Annotated in this window: 20 protein-coding genes and 1 pseudogene; 4 read left to right on the top strand and 17 right to left on the bottom strand. The window is 61.3% G+C overall.

What is annotated here, in order from left to right:
• The 7 genes and pseudogenes from AC1D2P_RS22875 to AC1D2P_RS22845 form a co-directional block, all read right to left on the bottom strand.
• Positions 1-180 (bottom strand): annotated as a pseudogene (locus AC1D2P_RS22875) (IS256 family transposase); the annotation flags it as partial.
• A gap of 86 nt (positions 181-266) precedes the next feature.
• Positions 267-1,076 carry a YfaP family protein gene (locus AC1D2P_RS22870; RefSeq protein ID WP_223525618.1) on the bottom strand — a complete coding sequence of 270 codons (810 nt, stop codon included), beginning with the start codon at positions 1,074-1,076 and terminating at the stop codon, positions 267-269.
• Between the two features lie 3 nt (positions 1,077-1,079).
• Positions 1,080-2,699, bottom strand: coding sequence for a DUF2300 domain-containing protein (locus tag AC1D2P_RS22865; protein ID WP_109787340.1), 1,620 nt, complete (start codon positions 2,697-2,699; stop codon positions 1,080-1,082).
• A gap of 1 nt (position 2,700) precedes the next feature.
• Entirely contained in the window at positions 2,701-7,266 is a 4,566-nt protein-coding gene (locus tag AC1D2P_RS22860) for an alpha-2-macroglobulin family protein (protein WP_477811606.1), read from the bottom strand.
• A complete protein-coding gene (locus tag AC1D2P_RS22855; RefSeq protein WP_046028765.1) occupies positions 7,263-7,928 on the bottom strand; it encodes a DUF1175 domain-containing protein in 666 nt (221 codons plus the stop codon). The genes AC1D2P_RS22860 and AC1D2P_RS22855 overlap by 4 nt, the downstream gene beginning before the upstream one ends.
• Positions 7,898-9,610, bottom strand: a complete 1,713-nt coding sequence (locus AC1D2P_RS22850) for a DUF2138 domain-containing protein (RefSeq protein WP_046028766.1) — start codon at positions 9,608-9,610, stop codon at positions 7,898-7,900. Before AC1D2P_RS22850 ends, AC1D2P_RS22855 begins: the two co-directional genes overlap by 31 nt.
• Before the next feature lie 51 nt (positions 9,611-9,661).
• A complete protein-coding gene (locus AC1D2P_RS22845; protein ID WP_477758366.1) occupies positions 9,662-10,453 on the bottom strand; it encodes a YfaP family protein in 792 nt (263 codons plus the stop codon).
• A gap of 521 nt (positions 10,454-10,974) precedes the next feature.
• Between AC1D2P_RS22845 and AC1D2P_RS22840 the strand changes: the two genes are divergently transcribed.
• The 4 genes from AC1D2P_RS22840 to AC1D2P_RS22825 all read left to right on the top strand — a co-directional run bounded on the left by AC1D2P_RS22840 (position 10,975) and on the right by AC1D2P_RS22825 (position 16,163).
• Positions 10,975-11,217, top strand: a complete 243-nt coding sequence (locus tag AC1D2P_RS22840) for an exodeoxyribonuclease VII small subunit (protein WP_007894317.1) — start codon at positions 10,975-10,977, stop codon at positions 11,215-11,217.
• Positions 11,214-12,101, top strand: coding sequence for a (2E,6E)-farnesyl diphosphate synthase (ispA, locus tag AC1D2P_RS22835; protein ID WP_077431191.1), 888 nt, complete (start codon positions 11,214-11,216; stop codon positions 12,099-12,101). The genes AC1D2P_RS22840 and ispA overlap by 4 nt, the downstream gene beginning before the upstream one ends.
• A gap of 92 nt (positions 12,102-12,193) precedes the next feature.
• Positions 12,194-14,092, top strand: coding sequence for a 1-deoxy-D-xylulose-5-phosphate synthase (dxs, locus tag AC1D2P_RS22830; protein ID WP_109787337.1), 1,899 nt, complete (start codon positions 12,194-12,196; stop codon positions 14,090-14,092).
• Positions 14,093-14,279: 187 nt separating this feature from the next.
• Positions 14,280-16,163, top strand: coding sequence for a TonB-dependent receptor domain-containing protein (locus AC1D2P_RS22825; protein WP_477758365.1), 1,884 nt, complete (start codon positions 14,280-14,282; stop codon positions 16,161-16,163).
• A 100-nt stretch (positions 16,164-16,263) separates the two neighbouring features.
• Here the strand turns inward: AC1D2P_RS22825 and AC1D2P_RS22820 are convergent, their stop codons facing one another.
• The 10 genes from AC1D2P_RS22820 to AC1D2P_RS22775 form a co-directional block, all read right to left on the bottom strand.
• Entirely contained in the window at positions 16,264-17,064 is an 801-nt protein-coding gene (locus AC1D2P_RS22820) for a cobalamin-binding protein (protein ID WP_223525623.1), read from the bottom strand.
• A complete protein-coding gene (locus AC1D2P_RS22815) occupies positions 17,064-17,483 on the bottom strand; it encodes a hypothetical protein (RefSeq protein WP_046028775.1) in 420 nt (139 codons plus the stop codon). The genes AC1D2P_RS22820 and AC1D2P_RS22815 overlap by 1 nt, the downstream gene beginning before the upstream one ends.
• Entirely contained in the window at positions 17,480-18,097 is a 618-nt protein-coding gene (gene ribA, locus AC1D2P_RS22810; RefSeq protein WP_046028778.1) for a GTP cyclohydrolase II, read from the bottom strand. The genes AC1D2P_RS22815 and ribA overlap by 4 nt, the downstream gene beginning before the upstream one ends.
• 235 nt (positions 18,098-18,332) lie before the next feature.
• Positions 18,333-19,064, bottom strand: a complete 732-nt coding sequence (locus AC1D2P_RS22805) for a substrate-binding periplasmic protein (RefSeq protein WP_109787334.1) — start codon at positions 19,062-19,064, stop codon at positions 18,333-18,335.
• Between the two features lie 21 nt (positions 19,065-19,085).
• Positions 19,086-19,589 (bottom strand): phosphatidylglycerophosphatase A family protein, encoded by a 504-nt coding sequence (locus tag AC1D2P_RS22800; protein ID WP_109787333.1) that lies wholly within the window; start codon positions 19,587-19,589, stop codon positions 19,086-19,088.
• Complete coding sequence (gene thiL / locus AC1D2P_RS22795; protein ID WP_109787332.1) at positions 19,586-20,551, bottom strand: thiamine-phosphate kinase; 966 nt, start codon at positions 20,549-20,551, stop codon at positions 19,586-19,588. The genes AC1D2P_RS22800 and thiL overlap by 4 nt, the downstream gene beginning before the upstream one ends.
• Before the next feature lie 18 nt (positions 20,552-20,569).
• Positions 20,570-21,070: a transcription antitermination factor NusB gene (nusB, locus tag AC1D2P_RS22790; protein WP_008033741.1), complete on the bottom strand. Its 501-nt coding sequence runs from the start codon at positions 21,068-21,070 to the stop codon at positions 20,570-20,572.
• On the bottom strand, positions 21,067-21,543 hold the full coding sequence (ribH, locus tag AC1D2P_RS22785) for a 6,7-dimethyl-8-ribityllumazine synthase (protein WP_003185938.1): 477 nt from the start codon (positions 21,541-21,543) through the stop codon (positions 21,067-21,069). Before ribH ends, nusB begins: the two co-directional genes overlap by 4 nt.
• A 91-nt stretch (positions 21,544-21,634) precedes the next feature.
• Positions 21,635-22,726 (bottom strand): bifunctional 3,4-dihydroxy-2-butanone-4-phosphate synthase/GTP cyclohydrolase II, encoded by a 1,092-nt coding sequence (ribBA, locus tag AC1D2P_RS22780; protein ID WP_007944233.1) that lies wholly within the window; start codon positions 22,724-22,726, stop codon positions 21,635-21,637.
• A 16-nt stretch (positions 22,727-22,742) separates the two neighbouring features.
• Positions 22,743-23,420 (bottom strand): riboflavin synthase, encoded by a 678-nt coding sequence (locus tag AC1D2P_RS22775; protein WP_109787331.1) that lies wholly within the window; start codon positions 23,418-23,420, stop codon positions 22,743-22,745.
• Positions 23,421-23,433 lie beyond the last annotated feature (13 nt).

Below are 23,433 nucleotides of genomic sequence, written 5' to 3'. Positions count from 1 at the left end.
CGGATAGCCCAGGTGGTGGCCGAGCTCAGCACTCAGGGCTCGCTCGATCAAAGCCTTCTTGAACGCCGCAGAGGCGTCCTCAATGGCTTCCGCTGTCATCGGTCCATCAGTGAATTGCTCGAGCAGCTCTTTCGGGATTTTCGGCAGCTCTCGCAACGCGGGTTTCTTCTTGGTTGGCATACATGCACCTCTTACTCATGTTATGCCCGAACACAAAATTTCTGACACCCCCTACCAAGGACGCTATGCAATGCTCAATTACCCCCTCACGGATAACTAAACGACTTCACCAACGTCAACTCCCCCACCGCCCGCATCGGCACCAGAAACGTCTCCATCTTCTCGCTCGGCGTCCCCTCCTCCGTAATCACCGTCACCTGCGCAGTCGTCAGCGGCTGAACCGCATCTTCTTCCCCCTCTTCATCACTGCGATACCCGCCGCCAAAGTAATTCACATACACCAGATACTGCCCCTTGATCGGCGCCGGCATGGCAAAGATCTCAGGCCCATACCCCGTCGTCACGTCAACATCCAGCGCCGCACCATTCGGCGCAACTCGGTCGCCGTACCAGATGTGCGCGCCATCCGGGGTGATGAGGTGCAAGTCCAGGTCGGTGCCGTCGCTGTCCCACGACAACAACACCCGCAACTTGGCCGGTGTTGCGCCACCACTGGCATTGAGAAACTGCGTGCGATGCCGCTGCTGCCCATCAGGGCTGCGCACTTCAACGCTGTTGCTGCCGTTCGGAAACGAGAACGGGCGATCGAAGCGGCCCGTCGGGTCGATTTTCAGCGGCATGCTCACGCCATTGACGATCAATCGGCCAGGCTCCGCAGACTTGGGCGTGGCTTTGATCTGGCCGCTGATGCGCGCGGTGTTGGCCTGGCCTACGGGGGTGTTCACCGACGAAGCGGGATAGTTGACGGTCTGGCGGAAGTTTTCACCTTCGCCTTCAACAGCGCCTGTGCGCCAACCTCCGACGGGAGTGTCAAGGTTGACGGCGGCCGCGAAAATCGTCGGCAGTACGCCAAAAGAACAAAGGAACAGGAGGACCTGTGGATAACGGAGTTTCATGGCCTATTCCAGCAAGAGGTGGCGGGCGAGCCCTTCGATGTAGGTTTCATCCTGGCCGTTGGGGTGTGCTTCGAAGGCCAGGTGCAAGTATTCGTGAGTCAGGTCGAGGCGGTCTTGCAGCGACAGCACGCCGCGCACGTAAATGCGCTGGCGTTCGCGGTCGACATAGGGCCGGCCGAAGGCCAGGCGACAGACGGCGAAGGTGCTGACTTCGTTGTAGCCGACTTCGCTTTCGAGGCGCAGGCGCCAGCCGCGACGCTGCTTTTGCAGCCAGTCTTGCGCGGCGGGCAGCGCTTCGCAGGAGGCGACGGGGTTGTCCCAGCGGCTGAGACTGGCGCGTGGGTAGGCGTGCAGCAAAATGGCGTCGAAGCGTTGGCCGGCGTTGGCTTGTTCGACGGCGTGTGTCCAGGAGAGTTTGTCCGGACCGGGTTGGTCGGAGTGGTAGGTGACGGTGCTGCCGGCCAGCACCAGATCGCTGGTCCAGGCGGCGATGTGCCGCGACTCGGCGGTGGCCGGGCGCGGGGCGACGCGTTGACGACTGCTGCTGTCGTCGATGCTCAGGCAGTCGCCGCTGCGGCTGGCGTTTTGCAGCAGGTAAGTGCGGATGGCGATGGCCAGGGCTTTGGCGGCTTCGACGGGTTCCGGTTTGGCTTCACGCTGAAGGACACGAGCGACGTACTCTTCACGATCCAGACGGGCGACGAGCTTGTCCTTGAGCAGAAACAGTTCGCCGTCGCTGTGAATATCGAGTTGGTTGCCGTTGCTGAATTCAACGCGATAGTCGCCCTGCAATGGCCCCGAATCAACAACACGATCTCCCGCCAGAACACGCCCGATCGGGTAGCGAGAAAATAGCCCGACTTCAACGCAGCGCCCCGCCTCCAGGGGCCAATCAACCGGCAACACCGACGACAACGCCTGACCGTAATGGCGCAGCACCATTTGACTGGTCCCGCGCCCACCGGCCCAGATCGGCGCGCCAGCAGCGGTCCAACCGGCAAACCCGCCCTGACGCGACGACGGGTCCTGATCGCCCAACCAGCTCCAGGTTTTCACCCGCAAGCGGCCCCCGAGTTCCCCCACGACATTGCCATCAGCGGCATTGAGCACCACGTCCAGCAACACTCGCCGCGCCTGATCCTGCGCCGGCATCACGGCCAGCACCTTGAGCAATTCAGCGACGGAAACTCGCGTGGAAGGCTTTAACGATGGCAAGTCCAGTAGCCACTCCGGTGCTTGTCGGTTTTGCCAATACTGGCGCCAATCAGCAGAAACAATGCCCAGACGCGCCGGCTCAAAGTACAAGCCGCAGGATTTGACCAACGCCTGATCGCGCTCAATTTTTCCGCCGGCCGTGCAGCAATAAACTTCGTCCTTCGACTGGCCGCGACACTCATAAGGCGATTCATGGGCGCCGGTATCCACCAGCCAGCCATAAACGAACAACTTCCACAGACTGCCCAGCGGCGCTTGAAAATCAGCGGGCATGGGCTCGCGGGCTATCACCTGAGTCCGGCTCAGCGACAGCAATTCACCGTTAAAGCCCAGCCGCAATGGTTCGTCCTGCGCTGTCGCCAGCGCAGGGATCAAACACAGCAGTAACCAGACCAGAGGTCGGGTCATGTCAGTTGACCGTGACCTGGCCCAGGGCCGGTTTCTGCTCCTGCGCTTGATGTTGCGGCGCGTAGACCTGAGTGAAACGCACCGGCGGCAGGTTGAACTGGCCTTTCTGCGAGAAACGCACCAGATGCCGCAGGCGCAACTCACCGCTCAAGGCATCCACCGGAATGGCATAGGCCATTTGCCCCGGTTCAAAACGCGCTTTTTCCAGCGAAGTCGGTTCGGTACCCGCCTTGCCCATCAGCTTGATGCCCCACGTCGTGCGCTCTACATCGGCACCCGGCGGCAACGGCACTTCGAGCATGCCGTAACGCAGCGGTTTGGCGGCTTTGCTGGTAACGATGACTTCGTCCAGGTACAGACTGTCACTGGACAACGGCTGGGAGCCGACCGCTTCGAGTTTGAAGGTGAAGGCTTCGTCACCCGGCACCAGACGCGACAGGCGACGGGTGATGGTCACGGCCATCGGATCAACCGCAGGTTGCCTGGTCTGGAAGCTCAGCGCGGCACGCAAGGGACGCTCTTGCTCCCCACTCAACGACAACACCGCCGGCACAGGCGTAGCGCCCTGCCACGTCCAGTACATCTCACCGGTATCACCGTAGTTTTTCTTCCAGCCTTCGCCCGGTGCCAGGGCGATGGTCGGCGACGCCTGCTCGATGCTGCGTTGCAACCAGGTCAGCGCCAGGGCGCGCTCCAGCGTCGATTGCTGTGGCAGCAACCGTTGCAACAGCGCTGTCGCGTGAGCCTGATCGAAGGCTTGCAGCGACAGGTTCAGCGCTTCGGCAAATGGCTGGGAACTGACCGCCAACCGTTGCTGCGCAGCCGCCAGTTGCCGATTGAACGCGTCCGGCAGAGCGACCTTCGACTGCTTGGCCAACGAGGCGGTCAAGGTACGTGCTGCGGCCAGGCCCAGCGCCGAATCCGGATCACTCATGACGAGGCTGTCTTCGCCGTCCTCCATCAGGTTGGCGGCATTGCCCTCGCCGGCTTTCGCCAGATCGTCCATCAAGCCGCTGAGCAAGGTGTTCACCGGCAATTGCATTTGTTTGGCGAACGACAGGATCAGCGCGCGCTGCAACAGCGGCGTGTTCTTGGCTTGCTTGGCGTAAACCTCCAGCACCCGCTGCCAATGCTCCGGCGGCAGGCTCAATTCCAGCGCCTTGCTGGCGTGCCAGTCGGCGTAGTAAGCGTACGCCGTCAGGAACGCATCCGGCTCACCGTCCATGCCCCACCAGGTGAAGCTCGCGGATGGCCCGGCCATTTGCACCAGACGCAGACGGCTGTTCTGCATGATCAAACGCAAGCGATCACGGATTTGCGGATTCGACGACAAGGTCGGGTAAGCGATGCTCAGCGGCAACAACTGGCTGGACGTCTGTTCGACGCCACCGTACGGGTAGCTCAACAGATCATCCAGCGCCGAACGGAACAGCGCTTGCGGGCTGTCATCCAGACGCAGGCGAATGTCGCTGGCGTCTGCCGGCAATGTCAGCGGCGTATCGCCACTGGCCACGTCCAGGCTTTGGCTTTGTGTGACCTGCCAACCTTCGCCGGTCGCGGTCAGACGCACAGCCAAAGCGTCGGCGGTTTTGCCGTCCTGTACCAGCTCAGCGGTCCACTCACCGTTAGCCAAGGCGAACGCGGGCAGTGCGATGTAGTTGATGCCGTTGTTCAGCGTCACCGRCACGCGTTGTTCGGTGCCTGCGAAGTGAATCACCAGCTCAGCCTTGACCGGCTTTTCTGCCTGGCTGAAGGCGAAAACACCGAGCGAAGGCTGGTCGCCGCTACGGAATTTGGTCGGGCCGCTCCACTTCAGATACAGCGGTTTTTCCGAGCGCACGAACTGTTTCTTCTGCCCGACCTGACCGTCATCGGCGATGGCCCGGGCGGTAATGCGCCAGCGAGTCAGCGAGTCCGGCATCTTGAAGGTGAAGCGGGTTTTGCCGTTGGCATCGGTCAGCAGTTCCGGCTGCCACGCGGCGGTATCGACGTCTTCACGACGCGGCCGCTCCAGCACTTTCACCCCGCGCTCACTGCGGTTGGCTTTGCCCGGTGCGCCCGGGCTGCCCGGCAGTGCAACGTCGTAGCTGATGAACGACAGGCTGGCGCTGGTGCGCACGTTGTTACGACGCGGGTGATAGAAGAACTGGTCGATGGTCGGCGCGACTTCCGGTTGCAGCGCGTAGACCATTTCGTCGACCACGCTGACGGTCAGGTGCGCCGGAATCGGCTTGCCGGCGAACTGCGTGGTCAGGTCGACCGACACGGTATCGCCGGGCTGATACGTCTCTTTATCGGTGGCGATGGCCACGTCGATTTGCGGTGCAATCACTTTGATGCCGGCGTTCTGGAAGCTGTACTGGCCGCCCTTGGTGTACAGCACGGAGAAGGTCAGGTTCGGCGCAAAACTGTCCTTCACCGGGATGCGCGCGCGGTACTGGGTGTCGCTGAGTTTTTCCATCTTCAACCAGTCACCGCCCTTGGACAGCAACGCCGTGGCCTCGACCTTGTCGCGCTCCAGTGACAGCAGCGCATCGCTGATCGGCTCCGGGAACGTGATCAATGCCAGGGCTTCGTCGCCGGCCTTGTACTCGGGTTTATCGAGGACGATTTCCACGGTGCCCGGCACGGCTTTGACGCCGTCGCCGGTGACCGAATGACCGGTCGCGCCAATCACGCGGCCATGCTCATCCTTCAACGTCAGGTTGTAAGTGCCCGGACGGTCGAAGGCCAGAGTGAAGCTTTTATCGGTGGCCGCGAGTTTGCCCTCGCCAGTGGTCTGGTCCTCCAGACGCACCCAGCTGTAGCTGCTCGGCGTCACCGCTTTGCTCTGCTCGTTGGCGCCTTCATTGACGTAGCTGAAAGCAACCTTGTCGCCTACCGCGCTGAAGCGACGCGGCGCACTCAGGCTGAAACTTGCCGCACCACGGTCGATGAGGATTTCCTTGGTGGTCTTGACCCGATACGCAGCGCCATCGCTGGCGAAAACGGTGAGCATGTAGCGGCTCGGCTTCTCGGCGGCCGGCAGGTCGAGGGTCGCGTTGCCCTTGGCGTCGGTGGTCAGTTCGGTGCTGGTCAACTCAACCGGGAATTGCCCGAGGTATTGCAACTCGTTGTCGACCATCGACAATTGCTGGGCACGCAGGCTCAGGCTCAATTTGGCATTGGCCACCGGTTTGCCGTCCGGGTACAACAACACCAGGCTGCCCTTGACCGGTTCGCCGGTGCGGTAATCCTGTTTGGCCAGGTTCAACGAAATCTCGAAGTGCGGCTTGATGTATTCGGCGACCCGGAACGCACTGCTGTAGGCCTGGTCCTTGTAGCTGAAACGCAGCTCATAACCGCCCGCCACCGCGTTGTCCGGCACCTGGAAGCGACCTTGTGTGCCGGACTTGGAATCGAGTTTCAGCGCCAGCGATTGCAGCGCCGTGCCAGTGGCATCGAGCACGGTCACGTTGACGTCGGCAGCGCTCGGTGCCACTGAATCCCGGGCATTCTTGAACTCGCGCCCGACGATTTTCAGCGACACCCAATCCCCCGGCCGATACAGCGGCCGGTCGGTGAAGGCGTAGAGTTTAGTGTCGTAGATTTCGCTGTCGTAGTAGAAGTTCTCGGAGACAAACACCCCGCCCTCTTCGTCCTCGCCAATCACGAACGAACGCTCGGGGCTGACGTGTTTCAGGCGCAGCAAACCATCGGCATCGGTGGCGCCGCTGCTCATTACGCCGAGGCCATCGGTCCACAGCACATTGACCTTGGGCACCGAACTGCCTTCATGTTTGCGCGCGGCCCAGACCAGCAGTTCATCACCGGCGATCTTGCTCACGGCCACGGTGTTCGAGACAAACACCATGGTCGTCGCACGGTATTTGCCGATCAACGCTTCCACCAGATACAGACCCGGTTTCAGGTTGCCCAACGGGATGTACACATTGCCCGGTGCAACGCTGACGAACTCACTGGAAGAGCCGGCTAGGTTCACCCCGGTCGGTGGCTGGATCGGTTTGGCTTGCCACAGCGGATAGCGGAATTGACTGACCACCGGCAGGCCGGGAATCAAGGCGAATTGTGGCTGAGCGTCGTAGGGCGTTGGCGTCGACATCGCATTGCCCATCTTCAGTTCCGGCACTTCCTCGGTGACCTGTTGACGCGACTCGTAGGAGAACGCCCGTTGCATCACGCGACGGGATTTTCGGTACCAGTTGTCCCACAGGTACGCGAGGGTATTCGACAGGCCTTCACCCTTGAACTGGCCGTCGCTGACCACGCGGTGCAGGTTCTTTTGGCGCTTGAGAAAGTCCAGCGGTTTGTCGATGCGGTACACACGAATGTCGGCACCGCCATAAGGCTCCATGCGGAACCGACGGTAATCGCGGCCCGGCGCTTCGAGGCGCACCATGGCCTGTTCGTCACTGGCGAAACTGCTGTCGGCCAGCAGGAAAAAGCTTTCGCCGGCCACCGGCGTATAGCCGCTCGGCTCGACGGTGTCTTCGGCATTGACCGCCGAAAAAGGCAGCACTAATACCAACAGTAGAGGCAGAAAACGCAGCATGCGGGCACCGGTCATTGGGAGAGAAAGTTCAGTCGATAGACGCCGATGAAGTTGGGGTTGGCTGCGTCGGGTATCCATCGGGTGTCCTTCCATGTCATGAGTTGCTGCAGGCTTGCCGAACGCATGCCGTTGTCAGTGGGGGTGGTGGTGCCGGTGTGATAGGCGATGTAGCGGCCCATCCAGATCATCAGGTGCTGGTCGTCGCCCTGATCGAAAAACATCAGGTCGCCGGGCCGGGCTTGCGCCACGTCACGGCCCACCAGATGACTGTTGAACTGAATCAGTTTGATCGCGTTGACGTACGGCCCGACCTTGCCACCGCCCTGCTGCCATTGCTGGGCGAGGCCGCGCTGGGCCTCGCTCAATTGCAGCTCTGGCGGCAGATAGCGATTGGACAAGCCGTTGCTGCGCAGCCATTTATCGTCGTGGACTTTCAGCGCTTCGTTGGCCGCGAAACGCACCAGCCCGGCACAGTCCTGCTGATACCAGCGCGGGCTTGGGCCTTGGGTCAGTTGCTCCTGGGCGATGCGCACAAACCAGGCGCGAAACACCTGGGACTGCTGCGGGTCCAGCGGCGCCGCCTCAGTGGCAAAGGCGCGACTGCCCAGCAACATCGCCAGCAAGCCGAGGCCTCGGATGAGTGCGGTCACAGGGCTTTCCACTCCAGCGGCAGCCATTGCCAGTGGCCGTCGGGCTCGCTGCCTTCAGGCAAGGTCAGGGCGTACTTGCCATAACCACCGAGCTTGCGCAGTTTCGGGATCAGGTAGGTTTGCGCGGCGTTGTAAAACACCGGCTCCATGTCTTGCGGCAGGCTGTCGAGGGTTTCCTGTTGCATCAGTTGCGCCATGGAATCCGGACCGAAGTACATCGGCATCAGCAGGTCTTTGGGCACCACGTCGGCCATCGGCGGGAAGCGCTTGTCGAGGGTGCCGAGGGCCTTGTCGACGAGTTTGTCGTCGAGGGAGAACAGCAGCGTCGAGCCGTGACGCGCGAGGCTGACTTTCATGAAAGCCTTGCCGGAGATCGCTTCCGGGTCTTGCGCCTCCTTGGCTTTATAAGGACCGAAGTTGGAGCTGACCTGACGCAGCCATTGATGAGTTTGGTCGGTCTGTTTCTCGACCACCGGGAAGGCGTGTTCTTCAACGTTGGGTTCAAAGGCACCGACCATCGAGCCGAACAAAGTGCCCAGGTCCGCATCGAGTTTAGCGCTGCCCTTGTCGTTCAGGCTGGCCACCAGCAACGGTGTGTAGAGACGAGAATCGGCGTACCAGCACAGGCCCGCCGCGCCGGCCATGTGTTCGGTCAGGGCCTCGGCCACCGGTTCTTCGGCGCCGAGTTTCACCAGCAACGGTTTCTGTTGTTCGGCGGCGAGCGGCAAAGCCACGCAGGCACTGGCGCCCATCGGCATGGCTTGCCAGATCGGCTTGAAGTCGAAGTCCGGCTGATCCTCCAGTTCATCCAGGGCGAGGAAGCTGTGCCAGCCCTTGTCGTCCATGTCGAAACGGACGCCGGCGAAGTTCGGGATGAAGCGCTGATACCCCATGGCCAGGACGCTGGAATTGACCGACAGGCGTTGCTTCACTTCCGGTGCGCGCGGTGGCAGGCCGAACGCCTCCGGGAACAGTTTGTCGCCATTGAGCAATGCCGCCAGCGCCAGGGTCGAGACACTGCCCGGCTCTTCACTCGGACCATTGGCCGGGTCATAGAGTTTGGCGGGATTGGACAGCACCACCAGTTTGTCGCCATGGGAGGCGAACACCAGCGCTTTGCTGTTGTTGTAGGTGAGCTGGTACAGCGCCACCTCGTCGGTGCCGACTTTCACCTCGCCAAGCGTTGTCAGTTGCGCATCGTCCAGCGCCACTTTGGCCAGCGGTTCCAGCACCTTGGCCAGACCGCCGCGATCCATCACCAGCAGGAAATCCTTGAGCCGGCCATCCGCCCCGCGCCACAGCGCCACGTCGGCCGGTTGATCGAACAGTTGCTCGATCAGGCTGTCCTGCAATTTGAGGTCATGCTCGTAGATTATCCGCCGCAGGCTGCCGATTAACCCCAGGCGATCCGCATGCGCTTCGTAATAGAAGACGAAATCTTCGGTCAGGGTTTCCTTGAGGAACGGCACCGCCAGCAAGTCCTTGGGCAATTGGCTCAAGGAGCGGGTTTCGAGCAGGCCGTCCGGCCGACTCATGCCCAGTTTGTCACTGGCCAGCGCCGCCACCGGCAACTTGGGTTTGTGCATGAACCAGCCCAGACCGCCCGCCACGCCCGCCACCAGGCACAGCCCGACCAGCAGCGCCGGCCAGCGGCGAGGAGTTTTGGCAGCAGGCGTTTCAGCGGCCGGGGAAACAGTCTTTTCGCTCATGTTTACGCTCATGTTCCCAAAGTTCAGCAATTCATCCGTGGAGCGGGATGCTTAATAGTTGAAAGTCTTGACCAGCAGCAGGTCACCGATGGCCCGCAGGGGCACGATGAAGGTCTCGCGTTTTTCGTCGACGGTGTTTTCGTTGAGCACCAGGTTGATCTGCGAGGTAATCACCTCGTTCTGGTTGCTGGTCTCATCGAAGTTATAGCCGCCGTTGCCGAAGTTGCCCCAATAGTTCACGTAAACCAGATAGGTGCCACGCAGCGGCGCGGTCATGGTGAACATTTCCGGACCGGGGCCGTCGACACCGTCCGGGTCCAGGCCGCCGCCATTGGTCAATGCCGGATGAGCCCAGAACGCATGCTGACCGTCGGGGGTGACAATGTGCAGGTCGAGTTCGGCTTTCGGATCATCCCAACCCAACACCACACGAATCCGTGCCGGGGTGCGCAGGTTGTTGGCTTCATAGAATTGAACGCGCTTGAGCGACTGACCTTTGGCACTGCGCACTTCGACGCTGTTGGAACCGGCGCCGAACGCATACGGCCGGGCAAACCGCCCCTGCTCGTCGGTGTACAGATTCAAAGGATTGCCATTGACCGCCAACGTGTGCGGCCCGCGCTGAGTGCCCAAGGCCTTGAGCTGGCCTTCGATCATCGTGCGATTGCGCTGCACCCCTCGGTCGATGGGTGGCGTGGGGTAGGCGACTTGAGGATTTTCGCTGCGGTCGAGCAGGCCGTTGAAGCGCCAGCCACCGACCGGCTCCGACAGCACGGCCGCAGGCTCGGCCAAGGCCGCGCTCGCGCAGACCAGCCCTATCAGCAGCAAAAGAAGTGAACGCATGTGACGCCTCCTGCCATGCATAACGAAACCTTGCGCCCGATCCTCGGCGCGTTACAGATCCAAATACTGCGTTTCGTCAAAAAGACCCGTGACTATTGGGTCGTAGAAGGCGCGAAGAGTAGCCATTTGGCGGATTTTTAACAATCGGATACATATGGGTTTGCTGCGCGAATCACGAACTTTCAGGGACGTGAGCCGAATAGCGGTGTTATTCGGCTCACAAAATGAGCCGAATAAGTCGCTAAGTTGAGCCGTCCCACAATCACGTAGCAGCTGGCGAAGCCTGGGCTCGGCTGCGTAGCAGTCGTCAATCCTGTTTGCACCGTATGTCTGATACTCCGCGAGCGCTTATTTTACGACTGCTGCGCAGCCGAACGCAGGCTTCGCCAGCTGCTACAAAGGATGCGTCGCAGTTGAAACGGTTGCCGCCGGCACTGTGGCAGAACTGCCCTGCTCATTTGCCCATAACCCCCATGTCTGCTAGTGTCGCGCCGGTTTAACGTCAACCGGAAATAGCCGCCATGGCCCGCAAAAAAGCTGCACTGGATTTCGAACAATCTCTCGCTGACCTGCAAACGCTGGTGGAGCGTCTGGAGAACGGCGAATTGTCGCTGGAAGACTCGCTGACGGCTTTCGAGCAAGGCATCGGTCTGACTCGCGATTGCCAGGCGGCGCTGGCCCAGGCCGAGCAAAAGGTTCAAGTGCTGCTCGAGCGTGATGGCGAGTTGGCCGAGGAACCCTTCGACGCGGATCAGCCAGAATGATTGCAGCGTACTCTGCGACCAGCCAGGCCCGGGTCAACGCGGCCCTGGAAACCCTGTTCAACGCGCCAGGCCCTGAACTCGCCCGCCTCTATGAAGCCATGCGCTATAGCGTGATGAATGGCGGCAAACGCGTACGCCCGCTGCTGGCCTATGCCGCCTGCGAAGCATTGGGTGGCAAGGCCGAGCAAGCCAACGGTGCGGCCTGCGCGGTGGAGCTGATCCACGCGTATTCTCTGGTGCACGACGATTTGCCGGCCATGGACGATGACGATCTGCGTCGCGGCCAGCCGACCACGCACAAGAAATTCGATGAAGCCTGCGCCATCCTCGCTGGCGACGGCTTGCAGAGCCTGGCCTTCAGCGCCCTGCTTGCCCCGCACCTGAACGAAGCTGACGCCGAGATCCGCCTGCAGATGGTCAGCGCACTGGCCGTCGCGGCAGGCCCGGCGGGCATGGTCGGCGGTCAAGCCATCGACCTCGGCTCGGTTGGCCTCAAGCTCGATCAAAAAGCCCTTGAGTACATGCACCGGCACAAGACCGGCGCGCTGATCGAAGTCAGCGTCAAACTCGGCGCCCTGGCCAGCGGCCGCGCCGAGAAGGACGAACTCAAAGCGCTGCAAACGTATGCACAAGCCATCGGCCTGGCGTTTCAGGTCCAGGACGACATTCTCGACGTCGAAAGCGATACCGAAACCCTCGGCAAGCGCCAGGGCGCTGACATCGCTCGCGACAAGCCGACCTACCCGGCGCTGCTCGGTCTTGACGCGGCCAAGGCCTACGCGCTGGAACTGCGCGACCAGGCCCTGCACGCGCTGCGACCGTTTGACGCGGCCGCCGAGCCCTTGCGCGATCTGGCCCGCTACATCGTCGAACGGCGTAGCTGACAGCGTATCGGCCAAGTTAAGACCAACGCGTGGGCAGGGGGCGAAGCATCAGGTAAACTGCCGCATCTTTTATACCTATAACGATTCGCCTGATGCCCACGACGTTTCATGAGATTCCCCGCAAACGCCCGACCACGCCCCTGCTCGACCGCGCCAACACGCCGGACGGCCTGCGCCGGTTAGGCGAAGCCGAGCTGGAAACCCTGGCCGATGAGTTGCGCCTGGAATTGCTCTACACGGTCGGTCAGACCGGCGGGCATTTCGGCGCCGGCCTGGGCGTCATCGAGCTGACCATCGCGCTGCATTACGTCTTTGACACCCCGGACGACCGGTTGGTGTGGGACGTGGGTCATCAGGCTTATCCGCACAAAATCCTCACCGGCCGTCGCGAGCGCATGGGCACCCTGCGCCAGAAGGATGGCGTCGCCGCCTTCCCGCGTCGTTCCGAGAGCGAGTACGACACCTTTGGCGTCGGCCACTCCAGCACCTCGATCAGCGCTGCACTGGGCATGGCGATTGCCGCCCGTCTGCAAAACAGCGATCGCAAGGCGATTGCAGTGATTGGCGACGGCGCGTTGACCGCCGGCATGGCGTTCGAGGCGCTGAACCATGCGCCGGAAGTGGACGCCAACATGCTGGTGATCCTCAACGACAACGACATGTCGATCTCGCGCAACGTCGGCGGGCTGTCGAACTACCTGGCGAAAATTCTTTCCAGCCGCACTTATGCGAGCATGCGTGAGGGCAGCAAAAAAGTTCTCTCGCGTCTTCCAGGCGCCTGGGAAATCGCCCGTCGCACCGAAGAATACGCAAAAGGCATGCTGGTACCCGGCACGCTGTTCGAAGAGCTGGGCTGGAACTACATCGGCCCGATCGATGGCCACGACCTGCCGACCCTGATCGCCACGTTGCGCAACATGCGCGACCTCAAGGGCCCGCAGTTCCTGCACGTCGTCACCAAGAAAGGCAAAGGCTTCGCCCCCGCTGAAGTCGACCCGATCGGTTACCACGCCATCACCAAACTCGAACCGCTGGACGCACCGGCCGCCGCGCCGAAGAAAGCCGGCGGGCCGAAGTATTCGGCGGTCTTTGGCGAATGGCTGTGCGACATGGCCGCGTCCGATCCACGCCTGGTCGGCATCACCCCGGCGATGAAAGAAGGCTCGGACCTGGTGGCGTTCAGCGAACGATTCCCGCTGCGCTACTTCGACGTGGCGATTGCCGAACAACACGCAGTAACCCTCGCCGCCGGCATGGCCTGCGAAGGCGCGAAACCGGTGGTGGCGATTTACTCGACCTTCCTGCAACGCGGCTACGACCAATTGATCCATGACGTCGCGGTGCAAAACCTCGACGTGCTGTTCGCCATCGACCGCGCCGGTCTGGTGGGCGAAGACGGCCCGACGCACGCCGGCAGCTTCGACCTGTCGTTCCTGCGCTGCATCCCCGGCATGCTGGTGATGACCCCGAGCGACGAAAACGAATTGCGTAAAATGCTCACCACCGGCCACCTCTACAACGGCCCGGCGGCAGTGCGCTATCCGCGCGGTTCGGGGCCGAACGCGCCCATCGAGAAGGACCTGCAACCGATCGAAATCGGCAAAGGCATCGTTCGTCGTCAGGGCAACAAAGCCGCCCTGCTGGTGTTCGGCGTGCAACTGGCCGAGGCGCTGAAAGTCGCCGAGACGCTGGATGCGACCGTGGTCGACATGCGTTTCGTCAAACCGCTGGATGAAGCGCTGGTTCGTGACATCGCCGCCAGCCATGAGCTGCTGGTGACCATCGAAGAAAACGCGATCATGGGCGGTGCCGGTGCCGCGGTCAGTGAATTCCTGGCGCGCGAGAACATCCTCAAGTCGGTGCTGCACCTGGGCTTGCCGGACCTCTACGTCGAACACGCCAAGCCTGCGCAGATGCTGGCCGAGTGCGGGCTGGACGAGGCCGGGATCGAAGCTTCGATCCGCGAACGCCTGCAACTGCTGAACCGCTAAATACACTCTCCCTGTGGGAGCAGCGGTGCGGCGATCCGACTTGCCCGCGAAAAGGCCGGCACATCCAACTTCAATGTTGATTGTGCCGACGCCTTCGCGGGCAAGTCGGATCGCCGCACCGCCGCTCCCACAGTGTTTTGTGGACCTATCAAAATTGTGTTCGCTAGAACGAGCCAACGGATTGCCAATGAAACTCTCCCCCCTCGCCCTGACGCTGACCCTGCTGCCGGCCGGCCAGTTGCTGGCCGATACCTTCGAACGCGATCAAGCCCTGAAGCTGCCGGACGTTCTGATCACTGCCAACCGTCAGGTTGAAGCGCGCAACGACAGCAGCGCCGCCAACACGGTATTCACCCGCGAAGACATCGACCGCCTGCAGCCGAACAGCATCACCGACCTGCTCAGCCGGGTGCCGGGTGTGCAAGTTGCGCAAACCGGCGGGCGCGGCAGTCTGCCGGGGGTTTACATTCGCGGCACTCAGTCGGCGCAAAGTCTGGTGCTGGTGGACGGTCAGCGCATCGGCAATTCGACGTCGGGCGACAGCAACCTGCAGCACATCAACATCGAACAGGTCGAGCGCGTGGAAGTGCTGCGCGGCTCCCGTTCGGTGATTTATGGCAGCGACGCTATCGGCGGGGTGATTCAGATCTTCACCCGCCGTGGTGACGAGCAAGGCCTGCAACCGCGGATGCACGTGGGATTTGGCAGTTACCAGACCTGGGAACGCAGCCTCGGGCTGTCCGGCGGCGATGAGAAAACCCGCTTCAATCTCGGTGCCAGCCTCAATGAAACCGCCGGGATCAATCGCACGCAGCAGTCGTTTCCCAGTGATGGCGATCACGATGAGTACCGCAATCAATCGGTCAGTTTCAGCGTGAGCCACGCGCTCACCGACGATCTCGAAATCGGCGCCAACGTCTTGGATAACCGGGGCAAAAGCGAGTTCGACAACCCGTTTGGCCGCTTCGACACCACCACTTTCGAGTCGGTCCAGCAGCAGCCTTCCAGCGATTTCGCCGTGAGCAGCGTCAGCAGTTACGTCGATGCACGGGTCAACGACGCCTGGAAAACCCGCCTCGAATTCGGCCATAGCGAAAACCGCGAGAAAACCTCAGACAAGCTCAGCGATGAACGCAGCGTATTCAACACCTACCGCGACTCGGTGAACTGGCAGAACGACCTGACGCTCAACGACCGTAACAACCTGCTCCTGGGCGGCGACTGGTACGAAGACAGGGTCAACAGCAGCACGGCCTTCGATGAAGACAGTCGCTGGAACCGCGCGGCATTTTTCCAGCATCACTACCGTGCGGACAGTTTTTCCACTGAGCTGGGCCTGCGCCACGACGAGAACCAGCAGTTTGGGAGTCAGAACAGCTGGAGCGGCACCTTCACTTTGCCGCTGAACCCGGACAACGACGTACTGCTGAGCTACAGCGAAGGCTTTCGTGCGCCGACGTTCAATGACTTGTACTACCCGGATTTCAGCAACCCGGACCTGAAACCTGAAACGTCGAAAAGCTATGAACTGCAATGGCGCAGCCAGTTGACTGAAACCAGTCGACTGGAAGCGTCGCTATACCGCACGGACCTCGAAGACGCGATTATTTTCGGCAGCAACTCTCGGCCAGAGAACGTCGCTTCAGCACGGATCAACGGGTTTGAAGCTGCGTTGAAACAGGAGTTGTTCGGCTGGCAGAGCAACCTTGGCGTCGCAATCATCGACCCTCGCGATCGCGACACCGGCCACACCTTGGCTCGCCGGGCACGACGGACGTTGAGTCTGGACCTGGATCGACAGTTTGATCGCCTCGGTCTCGGTGCCAGTTGGCAAGCCGTCAGCAGCAGCTACGACGACTTGAACAATGAGCAGCCGTTGGGTGGGTATGCGTTGCTCGGATTGCGCAGCAGTTGGGAACTCGATCGTGAGATCAAGCTTGAGCTGAAGGTCGATAACCTGCTGGACAAAGGCTACAGCCGGGCCTTGTACAGCCACGACAGCAATCAGTATGGGTACCGCGAAGAAGGTCGGGCATTGATGTTCGGGGTGACCTGGACACCGACAATTTAACTTGATCACCTGATCGTTCCCACGCTCCGCGTGGGAATACATCCCGTGGCGGCATTCCCACGCAGAGCGTGGGAACGATCAACGCAGAACGCGGGAACGATCAGCGTGATGGTACGATCAACTGGCACAGCTTGGCCGTCGCTTCGATCATTTGTCCACTCGGCCGCTCCAGGCCTTTGTCCGTTACCAGCAACAATTGCCCCTGCTTCACCGCCGCGACCTGCGACCACGCCTTCCACGCGTCCAACTGCGCCTGATCACTGGCCAGAATCACCTCGGGATCACGCTGCAACACCGCTTCGACACTGACCTGCGGTGCCGGCAATGTCAGGTCGGCAAACACGTTGCGGGCGCCGCAGACCGCCAACGCATCGCTGATAATCTGACCGCCACCAACGGTGTACAACGGCCGGTCCCACACCTGATAGAACACCCGCAATGGCGTGTCTCGCCGATAGCGCAGACGCAATGTTTCCAGCCGCTGGTGCAAATCGGTAGCCAATGAACGTCCACGTTCCGGGCGGCCCAGTTGCATGGCAATGGCTTCAATCTGCGCCGTCAGTTGTTCCAGCGAATGCGGTTCGGCGACGTAGGTGGGGATGTTCAATCGCTTGAGCTGCTCGCGCTGGGCCGGGCCAACGCTGCCCGGCCAGAGCAACAGCAAATCGGGTTTGAGACTGAGCAAGCGCTCCATATCCAACTGACCGTAGCGGCCCACCGAAGGCAGGTCTTTGAGTTCAGCGGGACGCTCACCGGCATCCAGGACACCGACCAGCAGGTCGGCTGATCCCAGTTCGACAACGATTTCAGAGAGGGACGGCGCCAGACTGACGACTCGTTCGACGGCAGCCGCCGAACCGCTGACGGCCAGCAGCAAAACCGCCAGCCAATAGCGCAACATCAGCCGAGTTGACGCGGAATACGGTAGAGGTAGAACAACACCGTGGTCGACAGTGCCAGCAACACCAATGGCACGGCTTCGAGGCCGACGAATACCGCCAGCGCGCCAATCCAGGCGGGCAATGCAGCCGCCAGGAACGCGGTACGCCGCTTGGCGGCCAGGGCGATCCAGGCAGCGGGCTCTTCAGGGGTGTCGAGGGCTTTTTGAGTGGCGATCAGCGCGTGCTTGTAGCCACCGAAAAACTTCAGGCTGACAAACATCGAGGCGACACCGGCGATGAACAATGGCATCGCCAGCACCGGCAGGATGGCCTCGCCCTGGCCAAACACACCGTTGATCACGAACAGCGGCAACAAGGCCAACGCCAGGTATTGCCACCAATTGAACGACAGTCGACGCCGAACCTGACCGCGGGTCACGCCCGATCCGCCTCGCCCTGATGCTCGTTGCCCATCATGTGGTCGAGCTTGCTGGCCTTGGTGGCCAGGTAAAGTTTGTTGTGCGGGTTATGACCGGTGTGCAGCGGCACGCGCTCGGCAACCACGATGCCCATGTCGGTCAAGGCTTTGACCTTGCGTGGGTTGTTGGTCATCAGGCGCACGGACTTCACCCCCAGGTGCTCAAGCATCGGCAGGCACATGGCGTAGTCGCGCTGGTCGGCAGCAAAGCCCAGACGCTCGTTGGCTTCAACGGTGTCGGCACCGCCGTCCTGCAACTCATAGGCGCGAATCTTGTTCAGCAGGCCAATGCCACGGCCTTCCTGGCGCAAATACAGCAATACGCCACGGCCTTCACGGGCGATGGCCTGCAAGGCGGCTTCAAGTTGCGAACCGCAGTCGCAACGCTGGCTGAACAAGGCATCGCCCGTCAGGCATTCGGAGTGCAGCCGGCCGAGTACCGGGGCACCGTCGGCGAAATCACCCAGGCTCAGCACGACATGCTCGCGGCCAGTGGCTTCATCGAGAAAGCCATGCATGGTGAATTGCGCAAAAGGCGTTGGCAGCTTGGAAGCGGCGACAAAAACGACAGGCACCGGTGTGCTCCTGATCATAATTACTGGAGATTCGCAGACGCGGCATTGTAACAGCAGGTTCCTACAGACGCTTAGGCTGAATTATGGGACATAACGATCAAAATGTTAGATCTCAGACGCCTGACGCCCGGCGTGCAGATCCCCTGTAGCAGCTGGCGAAGCCTGCGTTCGGCGGCGCAGCCGTCGTACGACGGCTGCGCCGCCGAACGCAGGCTTCGCCAGCGGCTACATGTGTTCAGTTCGCGTCAAAGGGGTAAGGCTGTTTCCAGCGCTCGAAGATCGGCTTCAACTGACCGCTTTTCACCAGCGTATCCATGCGCTGGTCAAACAACTCCATCAACGTACGAGCCCTGGGCGTATTGGCGAAGCACAGGTAAAGCGGCAATTCTGCGATAGGCGTGCGACGGAACAGGGAGGGATCTTTGGCCCGCTTGAGGACGTAATCGATCTCGGTCAGCGCATCGATGTAAAAGTCGGCGCGGTCGTGAATCAGCATCGACAAAATGCCGGTGCGCCGAATGACCTCGTTATAGCGACGCACGTTGGGCAGGTAATTCTGGTACTCGTAACCGCGGACCCAGGCCAGTCGATAGTTGCCGAGGGTCTGCGGGGTCGGCACCGGATGACTGGCCAGGCCCAGGGCATAGATGTGATCGGTATCGTAATTCCAGCGCGGATATAGCAGGTCGCTGACGTCATTGTGATACGCGCCGACACAGGCATCCACGTCACCGCGCTGGGTCAGGCCCACGGCGCGGGTATAAGGTTCAATGCGGATGTCCAGCTTGACCCCGGCCGGCTCGAAGATAGCCCGCAACACGTCCCAGCCAAGGCCATGCCCGTCAGCAGCGGTGTAGTCTTCCCATTCTTCGCTGGCCAGATGAATCACGGTCGGCGGCTCGTCCCCCGCCTGTGCAAGCGAGCAAAACAGGGCGAAAAACATCACCACCAACCCGCGCAGAGCCATCCTGAACCCTCTCTTCGCCCATCAGGCGAACATCCGTACCAGCCCTTGCATCGCCAACCAGGCAAATACGCCTGCCAACACGTCGTCGAGCATGATCCCGACGCCGCCATGCACATGCCGGTCGATCCAGCGAATCGGCCAGGGCTTGAGAATGTCGAAGAAGCGAAACATCAGGAAACCCGCCAGCAACCAGTACCAACCTTCCGGCACCAGCCACAGGGTGATCCACATCCCGACCATTTCGTCCCAGACGATGCCCTCGTGGTCGTGCACTCGCAAATCGTCGGCTACTTTGCCGCACAGCCAGAAGCCGAACAGCATGGTGATGCCGAGCATCAGCCAGTAACCCCAATCGGGCAGCATCTGCCACAACGGAATAAAAGGTAGCGCAACCAACGAACCCCAGGTGCCCGGTGCTTTTGGCAGGGTGCCCGAGCCGAAGCCGAACGCCAGGAAGTGCCAGGGATTGCGCCAGACCGATGGCGGTACGAACTCCGCCGGGACCTGTTTGGGATGATCTGTCACGGTGTCTCCCGAAAATGTTGATAGCCCCGGGTTTGCGGGGTGATGTCTTGTCCTGCGGCGTCCAGCAGTTGCACGCCCTGCCCCGACACAACGCGCCCGATCACATGGATTGGCCAGCCATCGGTCAGCAAGGCAGGCAATTCGACGGACGGCAGGGTAAAGGCCAGCACGTAATCGTCGCCGCCACTCAGGGCAGCCATTTCAGCATCGGACTGGCCGAGGAAGGCGACCAATGCCTTCGACAAAGGCAACTTACTACGCTCGACCTGAATGCCGACCTGCGAGGCGAGCGCAATATGCCCGCAATCGGCGAGCAAGCCGTCGGAGATATCGAGCGCCGATGTCGCCTTGCCACGCAACGCCTGGCCCAACGCGAGTTGCGGTTGTGGCGCCCAGTAGTGCGCCAGCAATGGCTCGGCAATGGCCGTCTCGGTCATCCGCTGGCCAAGCACCAGTGGAAGTGCCCCGGCCGCATTGCCCAACTCGCCACCGACGCACAACAAATCGCCCGGCTTCGCGCCACTGCGGGTCAGCGCCTGACCGACCGGCACACGGCCAAACACGGTCATGGTCAGGCTCAGCGGCCCACGGGTGGTATCGCCGCCCACCAGCGCCACGCCGCAGCCTTGCGCCATCAGGTTCAAACCACGGGCATAGGCTTGCAGCCAATCGGCGGTCACCGTCGGCAAGGTCAGGGCAAGGGTAAAGGCAACGGGTGTGGCGCCCATGGCGGCCAGATCGCTGACCGCTACGGCCAGCGAGCGCTGACCGAGCAGAAACGGATCGCAAGGGTCGGCGAAATGTACACCGGCCACCAGCGTATCGGTAGAAATCGCCAACTGCTCCCCGGGGGGAACAGCCAGCAAGGCGCAGTCATCGCCGATTCCAAGGGCAACGCCTTCGCCGCCCTGCGCACAAGGCGCGGCGGCGAAGAAATTGCGGATCAGCTCAAACTCGCCCATCGCAGACCCAAGCGCTAATTAGCGCTTGAACGCCTTGACTTCAGCTTCACGCAGACGTGGGGCCAGCTTGTCGAGTACACCGTTGACGAACTTGTGGCCGTCGGTGGAACCGAAGACTTTTGCCAGTTCGATACCTTCGTTGATCACAACGCGGTAYGGCACGTCGACGCGCTCGAGCAGTTCCCAGGTGGACAGGCGCAATACCGCCAGTTCAACCGGGTCCAGTTCTTCGATGGTCAGGTCGAGGCAAGGCTTGAGCGCCGCATCGATCTTGTCCTTCTGTGCCGGAACCCCGTGGAGGATTTCACGGAAGTAGGCACCGTCGACATCACTGAAATCGTTATCGACCCGAAACTGCGCTTCGATCTCGTTCAACGACTGCTTGGCCATGTGCCATTGGTACAGCGCCTGAGTTGCGAGCTGACGGGCTTCGCGACGCTTGACGCTTTTCGATGGCTTGCCGGCATCCGCAGGCTTTGGATCGCGCGGGTTGAAACGATCGCTTTCGTCGCTAATCACTTGGCCTCCAACTGCGCCAGCAGGCTGACCATTTCCAGAGCGGACAGGGCAGCTTCGGCACCTTTGTTACCGGCTTTGGTGCCGGAACGTTCGATGGCTTGTTCGATGGAATCAACGGTCAGCACGCCGAACGCGACTGGAACGCCAAATTCCATGGACACCTGGGCCAGGCCCTTGGTGCATTCGCCCGCCACGTATTCGAAGTGCGGAGTACCGCCACGAATGACCGCGCCCAGGGCGATGATTGCCGCGTATTCGCCCTTCTGAGCGACTTTCTGCGCAACCAGCGGAATTTCGAAGGCGCCAGGAGCGCGGATGATGGTGATGTCGCTTTCGCTTACGCCGTGGCGAACCAGGGCATCCACTGCACCGCTGACCAGACTTTCAACGACGAAGCTGTTGAAACGGCCCACTACCAAAGCGTAGCGGCCTTTAGGGGCGATGAAGGTACCTTCGATGGTCTTCAGGGTCATTCGTTAGATCTCTTAAAGAGCCGGGACGCGTTTTCTACGCGTCCCTCAGTGATGTGTTAACCGCGAATCAAGGACTGGAAATAACCGGTCATTATTCGGAGGGCACGTATTCTACAACTTCCAGATCGAAACCGGATATCGCATTAAATTTCATTGGCGCACTCATCAGACGCATTTTGCGCACGCCCAGGTCCCGAAGGATCTGCGAACCGGCACCGACGATGCTGTAGGTGGTCGGTTTTTTCACCGCCGCCTGGTCAGCGGTTTCGCGGATGTGCGCCAGCAACACGTCGCCATCCAGCGGGTGACCGAGCAACAGCACCACGCCGCTGCCAGCCTCGGCAACCGCGGCCATGGCGGCGCGCAGGCTCCAGCGGCCCGGCTGCTTGACCATCAACAGGTCGCGCAGGGGGTCCATGTTGTGCACCCGAACCAGCGTTGGTTCTTCGGCGCAGACAGTGCCCAGGGTCAGTGCCATGTGCACGTCGCCTTCCACGGAATCACGATAGGTCACCAGGTTGAATTGGCCCAGTTCGCTGTCCAGTGGCTGCTCGGCAATCCGCTGAACGGTACGTTCGTGGATCATCCGGTAGTGGATCAGGTCGGCGATGGTGCCGATCTTGATGTCGTGTTCAGCGGCGAACGCTTCCAGTTCAGCACGACGGGACATGGTGCCGTCGTCGTTCATCACTTCGCAGATCACGCCGCTCGGCTCGAAACCGGCCATGCGCGCCAGGTCACAGGCCGCTTCAGTGTGGCCTGCGCGAGCGAGGGTGCCGCCGGCCTGGGCCATCAGCGGGAAGATGTGACCCGGGCTGACGATGTCTTCAGCCTTGGCGTCTTTGGCGGCAGCGGCTTGCACGGTGCGCGCACGATCGGCAGCGGAGATGCCGGTGGTCACGCCTTCGGCGGCTTCGATGGAGACGGTGAACTTGGTGCCGAAACCGGAACCATTGCGTGGCGCCATCAGCGGCAGCTTCAGCAGCTCGCAACGCTCGCGGCTCATCGGCATGCAGATCAAGCCACGGGCGTGCTTGGCCATGAAATTGATGTGCTCGGGCTTGCAGCACTCGGCGGCCATGATCAGGTCGCCTTCGTTCTCGCGGTCTTCGTCATCCATGAGGATGACCATCTTGCCTTGGCGGATGTCTTCAACCAGTTCTTCGATGCTATTGAGCGCCACAAGGCACCCCCTTGAGTCAGGATTTGAGGTAGCCGTTGGCGGCCAGAAAGCTTTCGGTAATGGTGCTGCCAGGCTTTTGCGAAGAGCTCGGCTCGGCGGCCTTGTCGCCCAACAGCAGGCGCTCCAGGTAACGGGCCAGCAAGTCGACTTCCAGATTCACCCGGCGACCTGGCTGGTACGACGCCATGATGGTTTCGCTCAGGGTATGCGGGATGATCGTCAGCATAAATTCGGCGCCATCGACCGCGTTCACGGTCAGGCTGGTGCCGTCGACGGTGATCGAGCCTTTATGGGCGATGTACTTGGCCAGTTCTTTCGGCGCACGGATGCGGAATTCCACGGCACGCGCGTTTTCGGTGCGGGCAACCACTTCACCCACGCCATCGACGTGACCGCTGACCAGATGCCCGCCGAGGCGAGTGGTCGGGGTCAGGGCTTTTTCCAGGTTCACCGGGCTGCCGCTTTTAAGGTCGTTCATGGCGGTGCAGTCGAGGGTTTCGCGGCTGACGTCGGCGGCAAAGCCGTTGCCCGGCAGTTCAACCGCCGTCAGGCACACGCCGTTGACCGCGATGCTGTCACCCAGCTTGACGTCGCTCAGGTCGAGCTTGCCGGTTTCTACGTGGACCCGCACATCTCCGCCTTTTGGGGTCAATGCACGAATACTGCCGATGGATTCGATAATGCCGGTAAACATGGAGTCCTCCTCG

The sequence above is a fragment of the Pseudomonas sp. P1_F1_2 genome, assembly GCF_056405815.1.
This window is presented reverse-complemented; position numbering and strand designations above follow the sequence as displayed.